This is a genomic window from Kitasatospora sp. NPDC058444, assembly GCF_042721415.1.
In the GTDB taxonomy this organism is placed as follows: domain Bacteria; phylum Actinomycetota; class Actinomycetes; order Streptomycetales; family Streptomycetaceae; genus Kitasatospora.
The window spans coordinates 104,876-120,804 of sequence record NZ_JBHXLL010000011.1; the positions used below are offsets into that span (position 1 = coordinate 104,876).

Below are 15,929 nucleotides of genomic sequence, written 5' to 3' on the forward strand. Positions count from 1 at the left end.
CGGAGCTCCGCCGGCCGCTGGGGGGCGGCGTCCTTTTTCCTTGTGGTCGTCATCGAGGGCCTCGGTGGAAGCCGCCCCGGCCGCTCACGCCCGACCATGTCCTGCTTCAGGGTCCTGCTTCAGAAACGGGGTGTTGTGCCATGGGGATTTCCATTACGGACGACGAGGTGGTGGTGGTCCGCACGCCCGACGAGTTCCTCGCCATGCCGGAGGAGTACCGGGAGATCGCGATCCGCGGCATGGTGGTCAACACCGAGGGCGAGCTCTCCGGCGGTGACGACTACGTGCAGGTCTTCCTGCCGCTGGCCCCCGACGCGGAGGAGCGGCAGGTCTGCGCCGAGCGCGCCGCCGAGGAGTACGACCACTACAAGATCGGCAAGCGGGTCCTCGCCGAGATCGGCGTGGACACCAGCTACATGGAGAAGCAGACCCTGGCCGAGCGGAACCTGTTCCGCGCCCAGGAGTTCCACAACTGCACCACCTGGGCCGAGCGCGGGATCTTCTCCTACATCGGGGAGGAGACGGCCATGGTGATGATCTCCGAGTTCGCGCAGAGCAGTTACCGGCCCTGGGCCGACGCGGTGCGCACGATCGTCCTCGACGAGAAGGTGCACATCGCCCACGGCGCCCGGGTGTGCCGCAACCTCGCCGCCACCGACGACGGCCGCGAGCAGCTCCAGCAGGCCCTGGACCGGCTCTGGCCGACCTTCATCCGGATCTTCGGCAGCCCGCGCTCCGAGCGCGCCCGGCTGGCCGTCCGCTTCGGCCTGCGGCAGACCACCAACGGCCAGGCCTGCGACCTGTGGCGGGAGAAGGTCACCCCGCGCATCAAGAACCTGGGTCTGCGCCTCCCGGAGTAGCAGTGCAGCAGCACGCCGATCCCGCGACTCCCGAGGAGCCCACCGCCATGGCAACACCCGTCACCATCGAACGACGCCCGCTGAGCCGGCGCGAGGCCAAGGCACGCACCGCCGAACTCATCGCCGACCGTCCCGACCTGGCCGAACGCCTGCACCGGCTGCGCCGGTTGGGGCGCGAGGTCCGCTCCTGCGAGGTCCACCTCACCAACACCTGCAACATCCGCTGCAAGGGGTGCTGGTACTTCGAGGGCGGCTTCGACACGGCCGTCAAGGAGCTGTCCGACCTGGACCGCATCCGGGCCTTCGCCCGCAAGCTGGCCGACGACGGCGTCAACCAGGCCACCCTGATCGGCGGCGAGCCCACCCTCGTCCCGCGCCGGGTCGAGGCCTTCGTCGAACAGCTGCCGTACATCACCATCTCCACCAACGGCCTGCGCCCGATGCCCAAGCAGGGCTTCGAGAAGATCGCCATCGCGGTCAGCATCTTCGGCGGCGGCCCGCTCGACGACGACCTGCGCGCGATCCGGGTCAACGGCTCCAAGTTCACCGGCCTGTTCGACACCGCGCTCTCGCACTACCGCGACGACCAGCGGGTGCTGTTCATCTACGCGCTCTCCGAGGCCGGGGTCGAGCACATCGAGCCCACCGTGCGGAAGATCGCCGAGAACGGCAACATCGTCACCTTCAACTTCTACAGCGAGCACGGCACCGAGACCCCGCTGAAGATCGCCAACGAGCAGCGGGTGCTGGACGAGGCGCAGCGGGTCAAGGAGCTGTACCCGCACGCGGTGGTGAGCCACCCGTACTTCATCGAGACCCTGGTGACCGGCCGGACGCACTGGGGCGGGCGGTTCGGCTACGACGTCTGCCCCAGCCTCAGCGTCGACGCCCCCGAGCACGAGGAGCGCGTCGCCAACGGCAACCCGGTCATCCCCGGCTTCAACGTCTGGGGCGCCGACTACGAGTCGCTCCAGTTCTGCTGCACCTCCGGCGACTGCGGCGGCTGCCGGGACAGCCAGGCCGTCTACAGCTGGCTGGTGGTCAGCGCCAACCGCTTCCTGGACGACGCCGCCCGGCTGGAGCAGTGGCTGGACATCGCCGAGAGCTACTGGCGGCAGTGGCACTGGGCCCCGTACCACGCCACCAAGGTCGGCACCACGGCCTGAGCCCGCCGCCCGGCCGTACGCACCGCCCGCACGCCGCGCGTACTGCCGGCGCGCCGTACGCACCGCCCGCACGTCCCCCGCACCGCCACCGCCGCCCCGCGCGGACGAGGAGAGCCATGCCAGACACACTGGACCGCACCGCCATCGAGAACTTCGTCGTCGACGCCCTGGTCGACCTCGGCGTCGACCGCGAGGGCATCGTCGACGACGCCGCCCTGGACGAGCTGGAGATCGATTCGCTCGACATGGTCGAGCTCAGCCAGTCCATCCGCAAGCAGCTGGGCATCCCGGTGAAGCCCAAGGACTTCGACCAGCTGTACACCGTCGGCGAGGTGCTCGCCCTGTGCCGCCGCAAGGCCGGTCTGGAGTGAGGCCCCGGGCCGTCGTCACCGGCCTGGGCGCGGTGACCCCGCTGGGCGTGGGCGCCGACGAGCTGCACCGGCGAGCGGTGGCCGGCGAGAGCGGGCTCGCCGACGGGCTCGGGCTGTGCCGGGACTTCCGGCCCGCCGACCACCTGTCGCGCCAGCAGATCCGCCGCACCGACCGCTTCACCCAGCTCGCGCTCGTGGCCGCCGCCGAGGCCCTGGCCCAGGCGGGATGGACGGACGGCCCGCCGCCCTACCCCGCCGAGCGGATCGCCTGCGTGGTCGGCTGTGCGCTCGGCGGGACGGCGAGCTTCGAGGGCCAGGCCGAGGTGCTCCGGCAGCAGGGCGGGGAGTTCGTCTCCCCGCTCATGGTGCCCGCCATGATGGCCAACGCCCCGGCCTCGCAGATCGCCCAGCGGTACGGCTTCCGGGGCGAGGCGCTCTGCCTGGCCTCGGCCTGCAGCAGCGCGACCCAGGCGATCGGCACCGCCCTGCTGCTGCTCGCCGCCGGCGCGGCCGACGCGGTGGTGGTCGGCGGCGCCGAGGCCTCCACCTCCGAGCTGGTGCGGGCCGCCTTCCGGACCGCCGGCGCGCTGTCGGAGAGCGGCCGCTCGGTGCCCTTCGACCGCGACCGGGACGGCCTGCTGATCGGCGAGGGCGCCGGAATCCTGGTGCTGGAGACGGCGGCCGGCGCCGCCGCCCGGGGCGCCACCGTGCTCGGCGAGGTGCTCGGCTACGGCGCCACCTGCGACGCCCACCACCTCACCGCCCCGGACCCGACCGGCGAGCCCGCGGCCCGCGCCGTCACCCTGGCGCTCGACGCGGCCGGCGTCACCCCCGGACAGCTCGGCTACCTCAACGCGCACGGCACCGGGACCGTCCTCAACGACCGCTCGGAGTGCGAGGCGCTGCGGCTGGCGCTCGGACCGGCCCTGGAGGCGATCCCGCTCTCCTCCACCAAGTCCTGCACCGGCCACCTCTTCGGTGCGGCCGGCGCGGTCGAGGCCGTCGCCACCCTGCAGGCGCTGCGCCACGCCACCGCCCCGCCCACCGTCGGGCTGCGCGAGCCCGACGAGAAGCTCGGTCCGCTGAACCTGATCCACCGCGCCACCACCCTCGCCGCCCCCACCCTGCCCGGCGGCCGCCGGGCAGGACTCTCCACCTCCTTCGGGTTCGGCGGACACAACGCGGCCCTGGTGCTGGCGGCGGCCGAGGCGCCCGGTACGACGAAAGGCCAGGAGTGATGCTCGGCTTCCACGGACGCCGCTATCTGATCACCGGGGTGCTCAACCAGGACTCCATCGCCTGGCACACCGCCAGGGCGCTCCAGGACGCCGGCGCGGAGGTGCTGCTCACCGGCTTCGGCCGGGCCCGGCGGATCACCGAGAAGGCGGCGGGCGTCCTGCCCCGCCCCACCGAGGTGCTGGAGCTGGACGTCACCCGGCCCGAGGACTTCGCCCGGCTGGTCAAGGACCTGGAGCAGCGCTGGGGCGGGGTGGACGGCGTGCTGCACGCCGTCGCCGCCGCCCAGCAGACGGCGCTGAGCGGCAACTTCCTCACCACCCCGCCGGAGGCCGCCGGCCTCGCGCTGCGCACCGCCGCCGTCTCCCTGCACTCGCTGGCCACCGCGCTCGCCCCGCTGCTCAGCGCGCACGGCCGGCGCGGCAGCGTCGTCGGGCTGGACTTCGACGCCTCCGGCGCCTGGGCCGGCTACGACTGGATGGGCGTGGGCAAGGCGGCCCTCGGCGCGGTCTGCCGCTACCTGGCGATGTACCTCGGTCCCTCCGGCATCCGGGTCAACCTGGTGGCGGCCGGCCCGGTGGAGACCGTCGCCGGGCAGGCGATCAGCACCTTCGACCGGATCGCCGACCGCTGGCAGGCCGAGGCCCCGCTCGGCTGGGACCGCACCGATCCGGCCGTGGTGGTCGGACCGGTGCTGTTCCTGCTCTCCGACCTCGCCGCCACGGTCAGCGGGGAGATCCTGCACGCGGACGGTGGGATGCACGCCGTCCGGATGGGCACCGGCCCGGCCTTCGCCGAAGGAGGCGCGGCATGACGGCCGCCATCGTGGGCGTGGGCGCCGCCCTGCCCGAACGCGTCGTCCCCAACGCGTACTTCGAGCGGATCGGCGCCTCCCCGGAGTGGATCGTCAAACGGACCGGCATCGAGGAGCGCCGCTTCCTCGCCCCGGACGGCCGGCTCGCCGACCTCGTGGTGGCCGCCGCCGAACAGGCGCTGCGCGGCTCCGGCCGTACCGCCGCGAGCATCCGGCACGTGGTGGTCGCCACCATCACCCCCGACCGGGTCACCCCCGGGGTGTCGGTGGAGGTCGCCGCCCGGCTCGGCATGCCGCAGGCCACCGCCTTCGACCTGCACGCGGCCTGCGCCGGCTTCGTCTACGGCCTGGACCACGCCGCCGCGCTGATCGAGACCGGCCGGGCGGAGGCGGTGCTGGTCTGCGGCGCCGACGCGCTGACCCGGATCACCGACCACGAGGACCGCGGCACCGCGGTGCTGCTGGCCGACGGAGCCGGCGCCGCCGTGGTCGCCGACGTGCCCGGCGCGCCCGACCCGTGCTTCTCGCTCGGCAGCGACGGCGAGCAGATCCCGCTGCTCTACGCCGACCGGGAGGACCGCAAGCTGCGGATGGACGGCCGGGAGGTGTTCGACCACGCGGTGGAGAAGATGTCCGCCGCCACCCGGGAGGTGCTCGCCGGGCGCGGCCTGACCTGCGAGGACCTCGACCTGTTCGTCGCCCACCAGGCCAACGCGCGGATCGTGCGCGCGGTCGGCAAGGAGGTGGGGCTGCCGCCCGAGCGGCTCTACCTGAACGTCCACCGGGTCGCCAACACCTCGGCGGCCTCGATCCCGCTGGGCCTGACCCACGCCCGCGAGGAGGGCCTGCTGGACGGTCCGAAGCTGCTCGGCCTCGCCGCGTTCGGGGCGGGCATCACCTGGGGCGCGGGGGTGATCGGCTGGCGGCCGGGCGCCGGCGCCGGCGGGGAGGGGCGGACGTGAGGACGCCCCGGTTCCCCGTGATCGCCGAGCTCACCGCGCCCGACGGGGCCCGGCTCACCGTCCGGGCGCTGGCCCGGCCCGAGCCGGCCGCCCCGGTGGTGATCGTCCTGCCGGCGATGGGCACGGCCGCCCGGCACTACACCCCGCTGGTCCGCGCCCTGCACGCGGCCGGCCTGAGCGTGGCCACCTGCGACCTGCGCGGCCACGGCGAGAGCCGGCCGGTGCCGCGGCACGGGGTCGCCTTCGGCTTCCGCGAGCTGGTCGAGCATGACTTCGGGGCGGTGCTCGACGCGGTCGCCGAGGCCTTCCCGGGCGCGCCGCGCCTGCTGCTGGGGCACAGCCTGGGCGGCCAACTGGGCCTGGTGCACTGCGGCGTGTACCGGCCCCGGCTCGCCGGCGCGGTGCTGGTGGCCAGCGGATCGGCCTGGTACCGGACCTTCGGTGTACGGGCCGGCCTGCGGAGGCTGGCACTGAGCCAGTTCTCGGTCGTCGCCTCGGCGGTGGTCGGCCACTGGCCGGGCGAGCGGTTCGGCTTCGGCGGGCGCGAGTCGGCCCGGCTGATGCGGGACTGGGCGCGGCAGATGCGCACCGGCCGCTACCGGGTGCGCGGCGCGGCCGCCGACTACGAACGGGCGCTGGCCCGGGTCGACCTGCCGGTGCTGGCCGTGGACGTGCAGGGCGACGAGCTGGCACCGCCGCGGGCCGTCGACCACCTGTGCGCCAAGCTGCCCCGGGCCCGGGTGGAGCGCTGGAGCTACACCGCCGAACAGGCGGACGGCCGAGCGCTGGACCACTTCCGGTGGATCCGGCACAACCGCGGGCTGGTGGAGCGGATCGCCCCCTGGCTGCTCGCCGCGGCCGCTGCCGGGAGCGCCGCCGAGGGGGCAGCCGGGAGCGCCGCCGCGGGCGCCCGCGAGAGCGCCGCGTCGCAGAGCGGCGTCCACCCGACCGTATGAGGATCAGACCGAGCCCCGCCGCCCCGAGGAGCGTCCGCATGTCCGCCGTCCCCACCCCGTCCGACAGAAGCACCGGCGATCCGCACGGTCCCGCCGACCTCCCGTACGGCATTCCCGACCTGCTCACCGCGACCGCCGCGCGCTGCCCGGACCACCCCGTCCTGCGGCTGGACGAGGAGGTGCTGAGCTTCGCCGAGCTGGACGCGCGCAGCGCCCGGGCCGCCCACTGGCTGGCCGAGCTCGGCGTCGCGCCCGGCGACCGGGTGGCGGTGCTGCTGCCCAACGTGCCGGAGTTCGCGGTGCTGTACTACGGCATCCTGCGCGCCGGGGCGGTGGTCGTCCCGATGAACCCGCTGCTGAAGGCCCGGGAGATCGAGCACTGCCTCGCCGACGCCGGGGCCGCCGTGCTGCTCGCCTGGCACGCGGGCGCCGAGCAGGCCGTCGAGGGCGCGCGGCGCACCGGCACCCGGCTGGTCCCCGTCGAGCCCTCCGCCCTCGTCGCGGCGCTCGCGCGGCAGCCCGACGGCCTGCCGGGGACCGGGGGACGCGGGGGAGAGGACACCGCGGTCATCCTCTACACCTCCGGCACCACCGGGGCACCCAAGGGTGCCGAACTGACCCACCGCAACATCGTGTGCAACGTCCGGGCCGGCGTCCAGGTGCTGGGGATGGTCGAGCGGGACGTGGTCTTCGGCGGGCTTCCGCTGTTCCACTCCTTCGGCCAGGTGATCGGCCTCAACTCCGCGGTGGCGGTCGGGGCGTGCCTGACCCTGGTGCGGCGCTTCGACCCGCTGGCCGCGCTCTCGGTGATCCAGCGGGACCGGGTGAGCGTCTTCCTCGGCGTCCCGACCATGTACACCCTGATGCTGACCCACCCGCAGCGCGCCGGGCACGACGTCTCCTCGCTGCGGGTGTGCCTGGGCGGCGGCGCCTCGATGCCGCCGGAGGTGCTGCGCGGCTTCGAGACCGACTTCGACTGCGTGGTGCTGGAGGGCTACGGGCTGTCCGAGTCCTCCCCGCTGGCCTGCGCCAACCGCAGCGACCGGGAGCGGATCGCGGGCACCATCGGCATCCCGATCGAGGGGGTGCGGATGCGGATCGTCGACGAGTCGGGCCGGGAGGTGCCGGACGGCACGGTCGGGGAGGTGGTGATCAAGGGCCACAACGTGATGAAGGGCTACTGGCGCCGCCCGGACACCACCGCGCAGACCGTCCGGGACGGCTGGCTGCACACCGGGGACCTCGGCACCCGTGACGAGCGGGGCGACTTCCGGATCGTCGACCGCCGCAAGGACGTCATCATCCGCGGCGGTTTCAACGTCTACCCGAGGGAGGTGGAGGACGTGCTGTACGAGCACCCGGCGATCGCCGAGGCCACGGTGATCGGCGTCCCCCATCCCACCCACGGCCAGGAGGTGGCCGCCGCCGTGGTCCTGCGCGAGGGCGCCTCGGCGACCCCGGAGGAGATCCGCGGCTTCGTCCGGGAGCGGGTGGCCCCGTTCAAGTACCCGCGGCTGGTCTGGACGGTCGACGCGCTGCCCAAGGGGTCGACCGGAAAGATCCTCAAGCGTGAGGTCGTCGTGCCCGAGGGGGAGTTGAGCCGGATCGGGAGCTGAAGCGGCCCGGGAGCCGGGCGGCCCCGACGGGTCGGGCGGCCCGGTCGGGCCGCCCGGGGTGGTCAGACCACCCGTCGCATCCAGCCGTGGACGTCCTCGGCGCGGCCGTACTGGATGTCCAGCACGTGCTCGCGGATCGCGAGGGTCTGCTTGCCCGGCGAGCCGTTGCCGATGGTGAACTCGTAGCCCTCGCCCTTGAACCCGACGATCGGGGTGACCACCGCGGCGGTCCCGGCGGCGAACACCTCGGTGACCGTGCCGTCGGCGGCACCGGACCGCAGCTCGGAGAGGGTGATCGAGCGCTCCACCGGGGTCAGCCCGAACTCGCCCGCCAGGGCCAGGATCGAGTCCCGGGTGACGCCGTCGAGGATGTTGCCGAGCGCGGGGGTGACCAGCTCGCCGGCCGAGGTGACCAGGCACAGGTTCATCGTGCCGGACTCCTCCAGGTCGCCCTCGCCGCCGGTGTCGTCCAGGAACAGCACCTGGTCGCAGCCGTGCTTCCGGGACTCCAACTGCGCGGCCAGGCTGGAGGCGTAGTTGCCGCCGCACTTGGCGGCGCCGGTGCCGCCCCGCCCGGCGCGGGTGTAGTTGCTGCTGACCCAGAGCGTGATGCCGGTGACGCCGCCGGCGAAGTACGGGCCGGCCGGGCTGGCGATGACCGAGTAGGCGATCTGCTCGGCGGGCCGGACGCCGAGGAAGGCCTCCGAGGCGAACATGAACGGCCGCAGGTAGAGGCTCTTCTCGTCGGCGGAGTCCGGCACCCACGCCTCGTCCGCGCGGACCAGCTCCTCGACGCTGGTGAGGAAGTCCTCCTCCGGCAGCACCGGCAGGGCGAGCCGCTCGGCGGAGCGGGCGAAGCGGCGGGCGTTGAACTCCGGGCGGAACAGCCAGACGCTGCCGTCGGCGTGACGGTAGGCCTTCAGCCCCTCGAAGATCTCCTGGGCGTAGTGCAGCACGGCGGCGCTCGGGTGCAGCGAGTACGGGACCAGCGCGGAGACCTCGCGGTCGTGCCAGCCATCGGCGGGCGTCCAGGTGGCGGTGGCCATGTGGTCGGTGAAGAACTTTCCGAACCCCGGGGCGGCGAGGATGGCACGTCGCTCCTGCTCAGAGACGGGATCGGTCCTCCTGACCAGAGGGAAAGCGCGACTCATCGTCAACTCCTCAACACCGCTGTGGAATCTGTGTGAACTGACGCCAACGATCGGCGCCATACCCGTCATGCTAACGGTCGTCAGTCGAACGTGACACGGCGCGACCCGGCCCGGCCGTCGCCGTCCGCGTACCTCTGGATGTCCTCGTGCTGCTCAGCGACCCCGGCCGGGCCCGTCGTGGCACCGCTCGCGGGGGTCGATCGCCGGGGCGGTGATCGACACGCACGGTAGCGGGTAGACCGTACGGGTGAACACCTTCGGCAGGATCAAGGCCAGGAACGCCATCGAGGACTCCTCCCGCAACCCGGGCCGCCCGTTCGCGCACGGCCGGCGCGTCACCAGGGCGCTTCCGCCCGACCTCGACGGCACGTCCGCCCCGTTCATCCCGTTCGCCGCGATCGTGCTTCCCGGCGCCGGGACCCGGGTGGGTCGGGCATGAACCCTCCGAGCGAGCACGCTCCCGCGGTCGAGGTCCGGACCATGGCCGTCCCGCCGTGCCGACGCTGCGGAAACCAGGCGCTCCTGACCGCCCGTTACCCGCACTCCTGGCCGAATCAGGCCGGGAAGCAGGTGACCGGCTTCAAGGAGACCGCCCTCTGCCCCGCCTGCGACGAGGACGACCCGGCGGCGACCGGCCTGCTCGCCCTCCTCGGCACCCCCGTCCCGAGCCGCCTCGCCGAGCTCGGGGCGCTCGTCCGCCAATGGGTGAGCACCGTCCGCCACCGCACCCCCGACCTGGCGGCCCTGGAGGACGAAGCGGCCCGGTTCAGAACGGGAGAGCTCTGAACACCGTGGGCCGAACCGTTCCTGCCCGCGTCGATCGACGCGGTGTCGCCGGTGCCGAGATCCGATGCCGAGATCCGGTGCCGAAAACCCGACGCCGGAACCCCGCGCCGAAACCCGAGGCCGTCGCACCGGAATCCGAACGGCGGTGCGGATTCACCCGCGTGCGCAGCGTGGTGTGCCGCCCGGGCAGCGGTGTGAACAGGGTGGTTCCAGCCCCCTCTCACCTTGCTGAAAGGCAGGAACCATGGGCATATCGCAGTCCCGCCGTTCGCTCTCCTCAGCCGCCGTGGTGGCGCTCGCGACCTGTGCGGTCGCCGCCGGAGCGTCTCCGGCCACGGCCGCCGAAACCGGTGGAAGGCCGGGCGGCGGAGCGAAGCCGACGGTGGTCCTGGTGCACGGCGCGTTCGCGGACGCCTCCGGATGGAACGACGTCGCCGCGCGCCTCATGGACGACGGGTACACCGTCCTCGCCCCGCCCAACGAGCTGCGCGGACTGACCGAGGACGCCGCGTACGTGGCCAGTGTGCTCAAGAGCATCAGCGGTCCGATCGTGCTGGCCGGCCACTCCTACGGCGGAGCCGTCATCACCCAGGCCGCCGCCGGGAACCCGAACGTGAAGGCGCTCGTCTACGTGTCGGCGTTCGCGCCCGACGTGGGCGAGTCCCCGGCCGAGCTGTCGACGAAGTTCGCGGGCAGTGACCTCGGCACCGCGCTCAACCCCGTTCTCTTCGCGGGCAGTGGCGGCGGCGGAGTCGACCTCTACATCCAGACCGAGAAGTTCCGCGCCGTCTTCGCCGCCGACCTGCCCGAATCGCGCACCCGGCTGATGGCCGCCGAGCAGCGCCCGGTCTCCCAGGTCGGCTTCGCGCAGAAGGCCACCGCCGCCGCCTGGCGCGACATCCCGTCGTGGTTCGTCGTCTCCCGGCAGGACCGGGCCATCGCCCCCGACCTGGAACGCTTCGAGTCCAGGCGCGCCAAGTCGCGCACCGTCGAGATCGACTCCTCGCACGTGTCGATGATGTCCCATCCCGACGTCGTGGTCCGCCAGATCCGTGAGGCCGCGGGGGCCATCGGTGACGGGGCCGCGGGCGCCATCGGTGCCGGTGCGGCCCCGGCCGAGCTCGCCGCGACCGGTTCGCACGGCCAGGCCCTCGCCGCGGTCGGCGCCGTCGGTGCCGCCGCGCTGGTCTCCGGCTCGGTGCTCACCCGTATCGCCCGCCGCCGCGCCACCCGCTGAGCGACCGGCCCGGCCGCCCCGGTCGGGTGTGCCGCCCGGGGCCCGCCTGGGTCAGGCGTGCCGGACGAGGGCGACCGGGCACACCGCGTGGTGGATCGCGGCGTGCGCCACCGGGCCGAGGTGGGCGCCGAGCAGGGTGCGGCGGACTCGGCGGCCGACCACGAGCAGCCGGGCCCCCGCCGCCGCGTCCACCAGGGCGACGGAGCGGCTGCCGTGGATCAGCTCGGCGGTCACCGGCACCTCCGGGTGGCGCTCCCGCCAGGGGTCCAGCTGTTCGGCGAACCGGTCCCGCTCGACGGCCGAGAGGTCGCCCTCCAGCCCGACGGCCTGGAGTGCCGTGTACTCGCTGGACACCGGCGACGACCAGATGTGCACCACCCGCAGCGGGGCCCGGCGCCGGACGGCCGCGTCGAAGGCGAAGGCCAGCACGTCGTCCATCGGGCGGGTCAGGTCGAGGCCCACCAGCACCGGGCCGTCCGGCTCGACCGCCTCCGCCCGGACCAGCACCACCGGACAGCTCGCCCGTCGCAGCACCTCCTGGCTCACCGACCCGACCAGGAAGCCGCGTACCGCACCCAGCCCGCGCGAGCCCAGGACGAGCACGGCGGCCGAGTTTCCGGCCGCCTCCAGCGCCTCGGCCGGATCGGTGGGGACGATCGCCGAGGTGACCGGCCCGGGACCGGCCAGCGGGCGCAACTCATCAGCCCGGACCGACAGTCGGTCCAGCGCGTGCCGGTACGTCTCCTCGCTGCCGACCACGTCCCGGTGCGGCCACGGCCAGGCCTGCAGGAGATCGAGCGGGCAGCCGCGGCGTTCTGCCTCGTGGGCGGCCCACTCGGTGGCGGCGAGGCTCTCGGGCGAGCCGTCGAATCCGGCGACGACGGGTGCGGTCATGGTCTGCTCCTCATCCGCGCAGCGCGTCCAGGGCGGCGCCCAGCCGCTGCGCCGCCTCGTCCGCGACCTCGCCCAGCCCGCCGCCCGGGCCGGCCAGGGTGATCATCGTCTGCGGGTCGACGGCTTCCACCACCGTGGCGTCGCCGTCCGCCCGGACCACCACGTTGCAGGGCAGCAGCAGCCCGATGCTGGGGTCGGCCCGGAGCGCGCGGTGGGCGAGGGCGGGATTGCAGGCGCCGAGGATCAGGTAGTCCTCGATCTCCGCGCCGATCTTCTCGCGCAGCGTCGCCCGGACGTCGATGGTGGTCAGGATGCCGAAGCCCTGCTCCTTGAGCGCGGCGGTGACCGACTCCACCGCCTGCGCGAACGGCCGGTCGAGCCGCACGCCGAGACCGTAGTCCATGGTTCCTCCCTGAGAATCCGGGCGGCCCCAGTATCGGCGGCCGCCGTGCCCGCCGCCTCCCGGAGCGGATCTCGGGTCGATGTCGGTGGTGCCGCCTACGCTCGGGCCGTTCCGATCGCGGGGAGGGTGTGGTGCAGGTGCGCAGGCCGGTCGACGGCGAGGTCCGGGTGCACTACGGACAGATCTACGTGGAGAGCGACCCCGATGGTCCCGGGCCCGACCTGGCGAAGGCGTTCGCGGGACAGCGGGCGGGGCTCTGCGGCGCGGCCGTTCCCGGGGCGCTCTGGCTGACCACCGGGCTGCACACCGGGAGCGTCGGCTTCACCGTCGAGGTGCACGAGCAGGCCCCGCCGGTGGACCAGGACTGGGAGGACGTGGTCGAGATCTCCTTCCGTCCGGCCACGGACCGCAGCCTGCTGGTGGAGTGGGCCGGCGGCACCGTCCGGGAGCTGGACCTGGCGGAGACCGACTACCGGGTGCGCTACTGCGCCCGGGGCATCGACGAGGGGCACCGGCGGGACACCGGGACGCCCGACGAACCGCAGGCGGACCGCTACCTGCTCCAGTTCTGGCCCGCCCCGCCCGCGCCGGACCGCGTCCTGCGGCAGAGCTCGCGGACCGCGGCGTACTGGCACGACTACGCCCGGCGGCTGCCGCCGCCACCGACCCCCGAGGAACTGGCCGCGGAGGAGCTCCGGGCCCGTCTCGCGCGGGAGCGGGTGGAGCGGGTGGAGCGGGAGAACCGGGCCGCCGCCGAGCTGTGGGAATGGGGCGGTCGGCGGCCGAGCCGGGCCCTGCGCGAGGTGGCGGGCAATGTGCGCGGCCTGCTGGAGTTCGACGCGTCCCTGCTGCACGCCCTGGACGACGCCGGCCCGCGGGTTCAGCGCACGGTGGCGCGGTTCGCCGCCCGGCGCGCCTGCGCGGCGGCCGGGCTCGCCGGGCTCGACTGGGTTGCCGCCGCCCTGGCCGCCCTGGACGAGGGCCGCCCGCTGCCGCCGCCCTTCGACGACCCGGCCGCGCTCTGGCAGACCCTCGCCACCGACCCGCGCGTCCCCGCCCGGACGGTCCGCCGGGCCGTCGCCCCGGGGCGCGAGCCCGTCCGCCCGCCGCACCTCGGCCCCGGCGCTCCGCAGCCGCTGTCCGTGCTCGTGTCCGTGTCGCAGTCGGCCTTCCGTAGCGGGACCGTGTCGGAGCTCCCGGTGCCATCGGCGCCATCGGCGGCAGGGACGTCGCCGACCGCCGTGTTCACCGCCCACCTCGGCCCGCTCGACCCCGACCGGCCGGTGTCGCAGCCGCACATGGCGCTGCCGGCCGTGCTGGGCGCGGCCGAGGCGGACCCGCTGCGCGCCGCGATCGACGCGGTGTTCGCGGCGGTGGTGACGTACGGCGAGGACCATCCGACGGCGCTGGCCGAGGTCCGGGCCGTGCTGGCGGGGTGCCGCTGACCGCCTGCCGTGGTGGGGCGTCGGGGTGGTACCGCGGTACTACGGGCGCGCCGATGATCGGACCCCGGTACCACGGATCGGAGCCGGCTCCGCACGTAGCGTGGTGCGCGAGGCGGCCGGTACGGACCGGCCCCGGAGCACAGGGGTGAGCGATGATCGAGGCGCACCGGCTGACGAAGCGGTACGGGGAGAAGACGGCCGTGGACCAGCTGGACTTCACGGTCCGGCCGGGGACGGTGACGGGCTTCCTCGGGCCGAACGGCGCGGGCAAGTCCACCACGATGCGGATGATCGTCGGGCTGGACGCGCCCACCAGCGGCTCGGTGCGGGTGAACGGCCGCCGCTACGCCGAGCACGCGGCACCGCTCCAGGAGGTCGGCGCGCTGCTGGAGGCCAAGTCGATCCACCCGGGCCGCTCGGCCTTCCACCACCTGATGGCCCAGGCCCACACCCACGGCATCCCGCGCCGACGGGTCGAGGAGGTCATCGAGCTGACGGGGCTCTCCTCGGTGGCCCGCAAGCGTGCCGGGGCGTTCTCACTCGGCATGGGCCAGCGGCTGGGGATCGCCTCGGCCCTGCTCGGTGACCCGGCCACGGTGATGCTGGACGAGCCCGTCAACGGCCTCGACCCCGAGGGCGTGCGGTGGATCCGCAACCTGCTCACCTCGCTCGCCGCCGAGGGCCGCACCGTCTTCGTGTCCTCGCACCTGATGAGCGAGATGGCCCTGGTCGCCGACCACCTGATCGTCGTCGGACGGGGCCGGCTGCTGGCCGACACGACGGTGCAGGAGCTGGTCCGCCAGGCCGGCGGCGACGTCGTCAAGGTGGTCAGCGCCGACCCGGCCCGGCTGCGCGCCGTGCTGGCCGGCCCGGGTGTGGAGGTCACCGGCCGGGCCGGTTCGGAGGAACTGCTGGTCGTCGGGCGCACGGCCCGCGAGATCGGCCTGGCCGCCGCCGAGCACGGCATCGCCCTGTTCGAACTCACCCCTCGGACGGTCTCCCTGGAGGAGGCGTTCATGGACCTGACCCGCGACGCCGTCGAGTACCACGGCACGCCCACCACCGCCGTCGGCGCCCCCGTCGGTGAGACCCCGAGGAGCGCGGCATGACCACCACGGCACCGAGCCCGATGCCCGCCCCCGGGGGAGTGCGGCCCGCGCGCCCCGCCTACAAGGTGACGGCGCTGCGGGTGCTCCGTTCCGAATGGGCGAAGCTGTGGTCGCTGCGCTCCACCTGGATCACCCTCGGGCTGGCCCTGCTCTTCCTGGTCGCCTTCGGCCTGATCGCCGCCTACCAGTTCAAGTCACGGATGACCTCCGGCCGTCCGATGGAGCGGGACTTCGCGGGCGCGAGCACGCTGAGCCTGTCCCTGTTCGGCACCAACTTCGCCCAGCTGGCCCTCGGCGTCCTCGGCGTGCTGGTCGCCGCCGGGGAGTACTCGACCGGCATGATCCGTTCCACCCTGGCCGCCGTGCCGCGCCGGCTCCCGGTGCTCTGGTCCAAGGCCGCCGTGTACGGGGTGATAGCGCTGGTGCTCGGCACCGTCGGTGTGTTCGCGGTCTTCGTCGCCGACAGCGGCGTCCTCTCCGGCACCCGGGTGGCGATGACGCTCTCCGACGCGGGGGTGGTCCGCGGTCTGCTGGGCGCCGGGCTCTACCTCGCGCTGGTCGGCGTGATCGGCGTGGCGCTGGGCGCGCTGCTGCGCTCGGTGGCGGGCGGCATCGCGGTGCTGGTGGCCACGCTGATGCTGGTCCCCGGGTTGACGTCGCTGCTGCCCAGCTCCTGGCAGAGCCACCTCAGCCCGTACCTGCCCAGCCACGCGGGCGAGGCGATGTTCGCCCTGCACCACGACTCGACGACGCTCTCGCCGACGGTGGGGCTGGCCGTCTTCCTCGGCTGGATGGTCCTCGCCCTCGGTGCGGCGGCCGTGCGGCTGGTCCGTACCGACGCCTGAGAGACTCGAAACGGAGTCCATCCCCCGCGGCGCCGGGAACAACCGGCGCCGCACACCCGACCACGACAGCCCGGCGGC

The 15,929-nt window shown here is 74.1% G+C and carries 17 protein-coding genes; 14 read left to right on the forward strand and 3 right to left on the reverse strand.

All coding sequences use genetic code 11. The annotated features are described in order from the left end of the window. Positions 1 to 140: 140 nt before the first annotated feature. From ACFWP2_RS15015 to ACFWP2_RS15050, 8 genes are all read left to right on the forward strand, one after another. Positions 141 to 860, forward strand: a complete 720-nt coding sequence (locus tag ACFWP2_RS15015; protein ID WP_380451013.1) for a Phenylacetic acid catabolic protein — start codon at positions 141 to 143, stop codon at positions 858 to 860. A 47-nt stretch (positions 861 to 907) separates the two neighbouring features. Beyond that, complete coding sequence (locus tag ACFWP2_RS15020; protein WP_380451016.1) at positions 908 to 2,026, forward strand: radical SAM protein; 1,119 nt, start codon at positions 908 to 910, stop codon at positions 2,024 to 2,026. 116 nt (positions 2,027 to 2,142) lie between these two features. Continuing rightward, positions 2,143 to 2,397, forward strand: coding sequence for an acyl carrier protein (locus ACFWP2_RS15025; protein WP_380451018.1), 255 nt, complete (start codon positions 2,143 to 2,145; stop codon positions 2,395 to 2,397). Beyond that, positions 2,394 to 3,635, forward strand: coding sequence for a beta-ketoacyl-[acyl-carrier-protein] synthase family protein (locus ACFWP2_RS15030; protein ID WP_380451021.1), 1,242 nt, complete (start codon positions 2,394 to 2,396; stop codon positions 3,633 to 3,635). Before ACFWP2_RS15025 ends, ACFWP2_RS15030 begins: the two co-directional genes overlap by 4 nt. After that, positions 3,635 to 4,447, forward strand: a complete 813-nt coding sequence (gene fabI / locus ACFWP2_RS15035) for an enoyl-ACP reductase FabI (protein ID WP_380451023.1) — start codon at positions 3,635 to 3,637, stop codon at positions 4,445 to 4,447. Before ACFWP2_RS15030 ends, fabI begins: the two co-directional genes overlap by 1 nt. After that, positions 4,444 to 5,409: a beta-ketoacyl-ACP synthase 3 gene (locus tag ACFWP2_RS15040; protein WP_380451026.1), complete on the forward strand. Its 966-nt coding sequence runs from the start codon at positions 4,444 to 4,446 to the stop codon at positions 5,407 to 5,409. Before fabI ends, ACFWP2_RS15040 begins: the two co-directional genes overlap by 4 nt. After that, positions 5,406 to 6,365: an alpha/beta fold hydrolase gene (locus tag ACFWP2_RS15045; protein ID WP_380451028.1), complete on the forward strand. Its 960-nt coding sequence runs from the start codon at positions 5,406 to 5,408 to the stop codon at positions 6,363 to 6,365. Before ACFWP2_RS15040 ends, ACFWP2_RS15045 begins: the two co-directional genes overlap by 4 nt. Before the next feature lie 38 nt (positions 6,366 to 6,403). Then, positions 6,404 to 7,981: a long-chain fatty acid--CoA ligase gene (locus ACFWP2_RS15050; protein WP_380451030.1), complete on the forward strand. Its 1,578-nt coding sequence runs from the start codon at positions 6,404 to 6,406 to the stop codon at positions 7,979 to 7,981. Between the two features lie 62 nt (positions 7,982 to 8,043). On the opposite strand, the gene ACFWP2_RS15055 is transcribed toward ACFWP2_RS15050, so the two are convergent. Beyond that, complete coding sequence (locus ACFWP2_RS15055) at positions 8,044 to 9,132, reverse strand: branched-chain amino acid aminotransferase (RefSeq protein WP_380451033.1); 1,089 nt, start codon at positions 9,130 to 9,132, stop codon at positions 8,044 to 8,046. A 247-nt stretch (positions 9,133 to 9,379) separates the two neighbouring features. On the opposite strand from ACFWP2_RS15055, the gene ACFWP2_RS15060 reads away from it, so the two are divergent. The 3 genes from ACFWP2_RS15060 to ACFWP2_RS15070 all read left to right on the forward strand — a co-directional run bounded on the left by ACFWP2_RS15060 (position 9,380) and on the right by ACFWP2_RS15070 (position 11,155). Continuing rightward, positions 9,380 to 9,571 carry a hypothetical protein gene (locus ACFWP2_RS15060; protein WP_380451035.1) on the forward strand — a complete coding sequence of 64 codons (192 nt, stop codon included), beginning with the start codon at positions 9,380 to 9,382 and terminating at the stop codon, positions 9,569 to 9,571. Then, positions 9,568 to 9,918: a DUF6300 family protein gene (locus tag ACFWP2_RS15065; protein ID WP_380451037.1), complete on the forward strand. Its 351-nt coding sequence runs from the start codon at positions 9,568 to 9,570 to the stop codon at positions 9,916 to 9,918. The genes ACFWP2_RS15060 and ACFWP2_RS15065 overlap by 4 nt, the downstream gene beginning before the upstream one ends. Before the next feature lie 244 nt (positions 9,919 to 10,162). Beyond that, a complete protein-coding gene (locus ACFWP2_RS15070; RefSeq protein WP_380451039.1) occupies positions 10,163 to 11,155 on the forward strand; it encodes an alpha/beta fold hydrolase in 993 nt (330 codons plus the stop codon). A gap of 51 nt (positions 11,156 to 11,206) precedes the next feature. On the opposite strand, the gene ACFWP2_RS15075 is transcribed toward ACFWP2_RS15070, so the two are convergent. Together ACFWP2_RS15075 and ACFWP2_RS15080 are read right to left on the reverse strand one after the other, a co-directional pair. Continuing rightward, entirely contained in the window at positions 11,207 to 12,049 is an 843-nt protein-coding gene (locus tag ACFWP2_RS15075) for a universal stress protein (protein WP_380451041.1), read from the reverse strand. 10 nt (positions 12,050 to 12,059) lie between these two features. Beyond that, a complete protein-coding gene (locus tag ACFWP2_RS15080; RefSeq protein ID WP_380451043.1) occupies positions 12,060 to 12,452 on the reverse strand; it encodes a DUF302 domain-containing protein in 393 nt (130 codons plus the stop codon). A gap of 131 nt (positions 12,453 to 12,583) precedes the next feature. On the opposite strand from ACFWP2_RS15080, the gene ACFWP2_RS15085 reads away from it, so the two are divergent. The 3 genes from ACFWP2_RS15085 (at position 12,584) to ACFWP2_RS15095 (ending at position 15,851) form a co-directional block, all read left to right on the forward strand. Further along, on the forward strand, positions 12,584 to 13,897 hold the full coding sequence (locus tag ACFWP2_RS15085; RefSeq protein ID WP_380451045.1) for a hypothetical protein: 1,314 nt from the start codon (positions 12,584 to 12,586) through the stop codon (positions 13,895 to 13,897). 152 nt (positions 13,898 to 14,049) lie between these two features. Continuing rightward, on the forward strand, positions 14,050 to 15,006 hold the full coding sequence (locus ACFWP2_RS15090; protein WP_380451047.1) for an ATP-binding cassette domain-containing protein: 957 nt from the start codon (positions 14,050 to 14,052) through the stop codon (positions 15,004 to 15,006). Then, positions 15,003 to 15,851, forward strand: a complete 849-nt coding sequence (locus ACFWP2_RS15095) for an ABC transporter permease (RefSeq protein ID WP_380451049.1) — start codon at positions 15,003 to 15,005, stop codon at positions 15,849 to 15,851. Before ACFWP2_RS15090 ends, ACFWP2_RS15095 begins: the two co-directional genes overlap by 4 nt. Positions 15,852 to 15,929 lie beyond the last annotated feature (78 nt).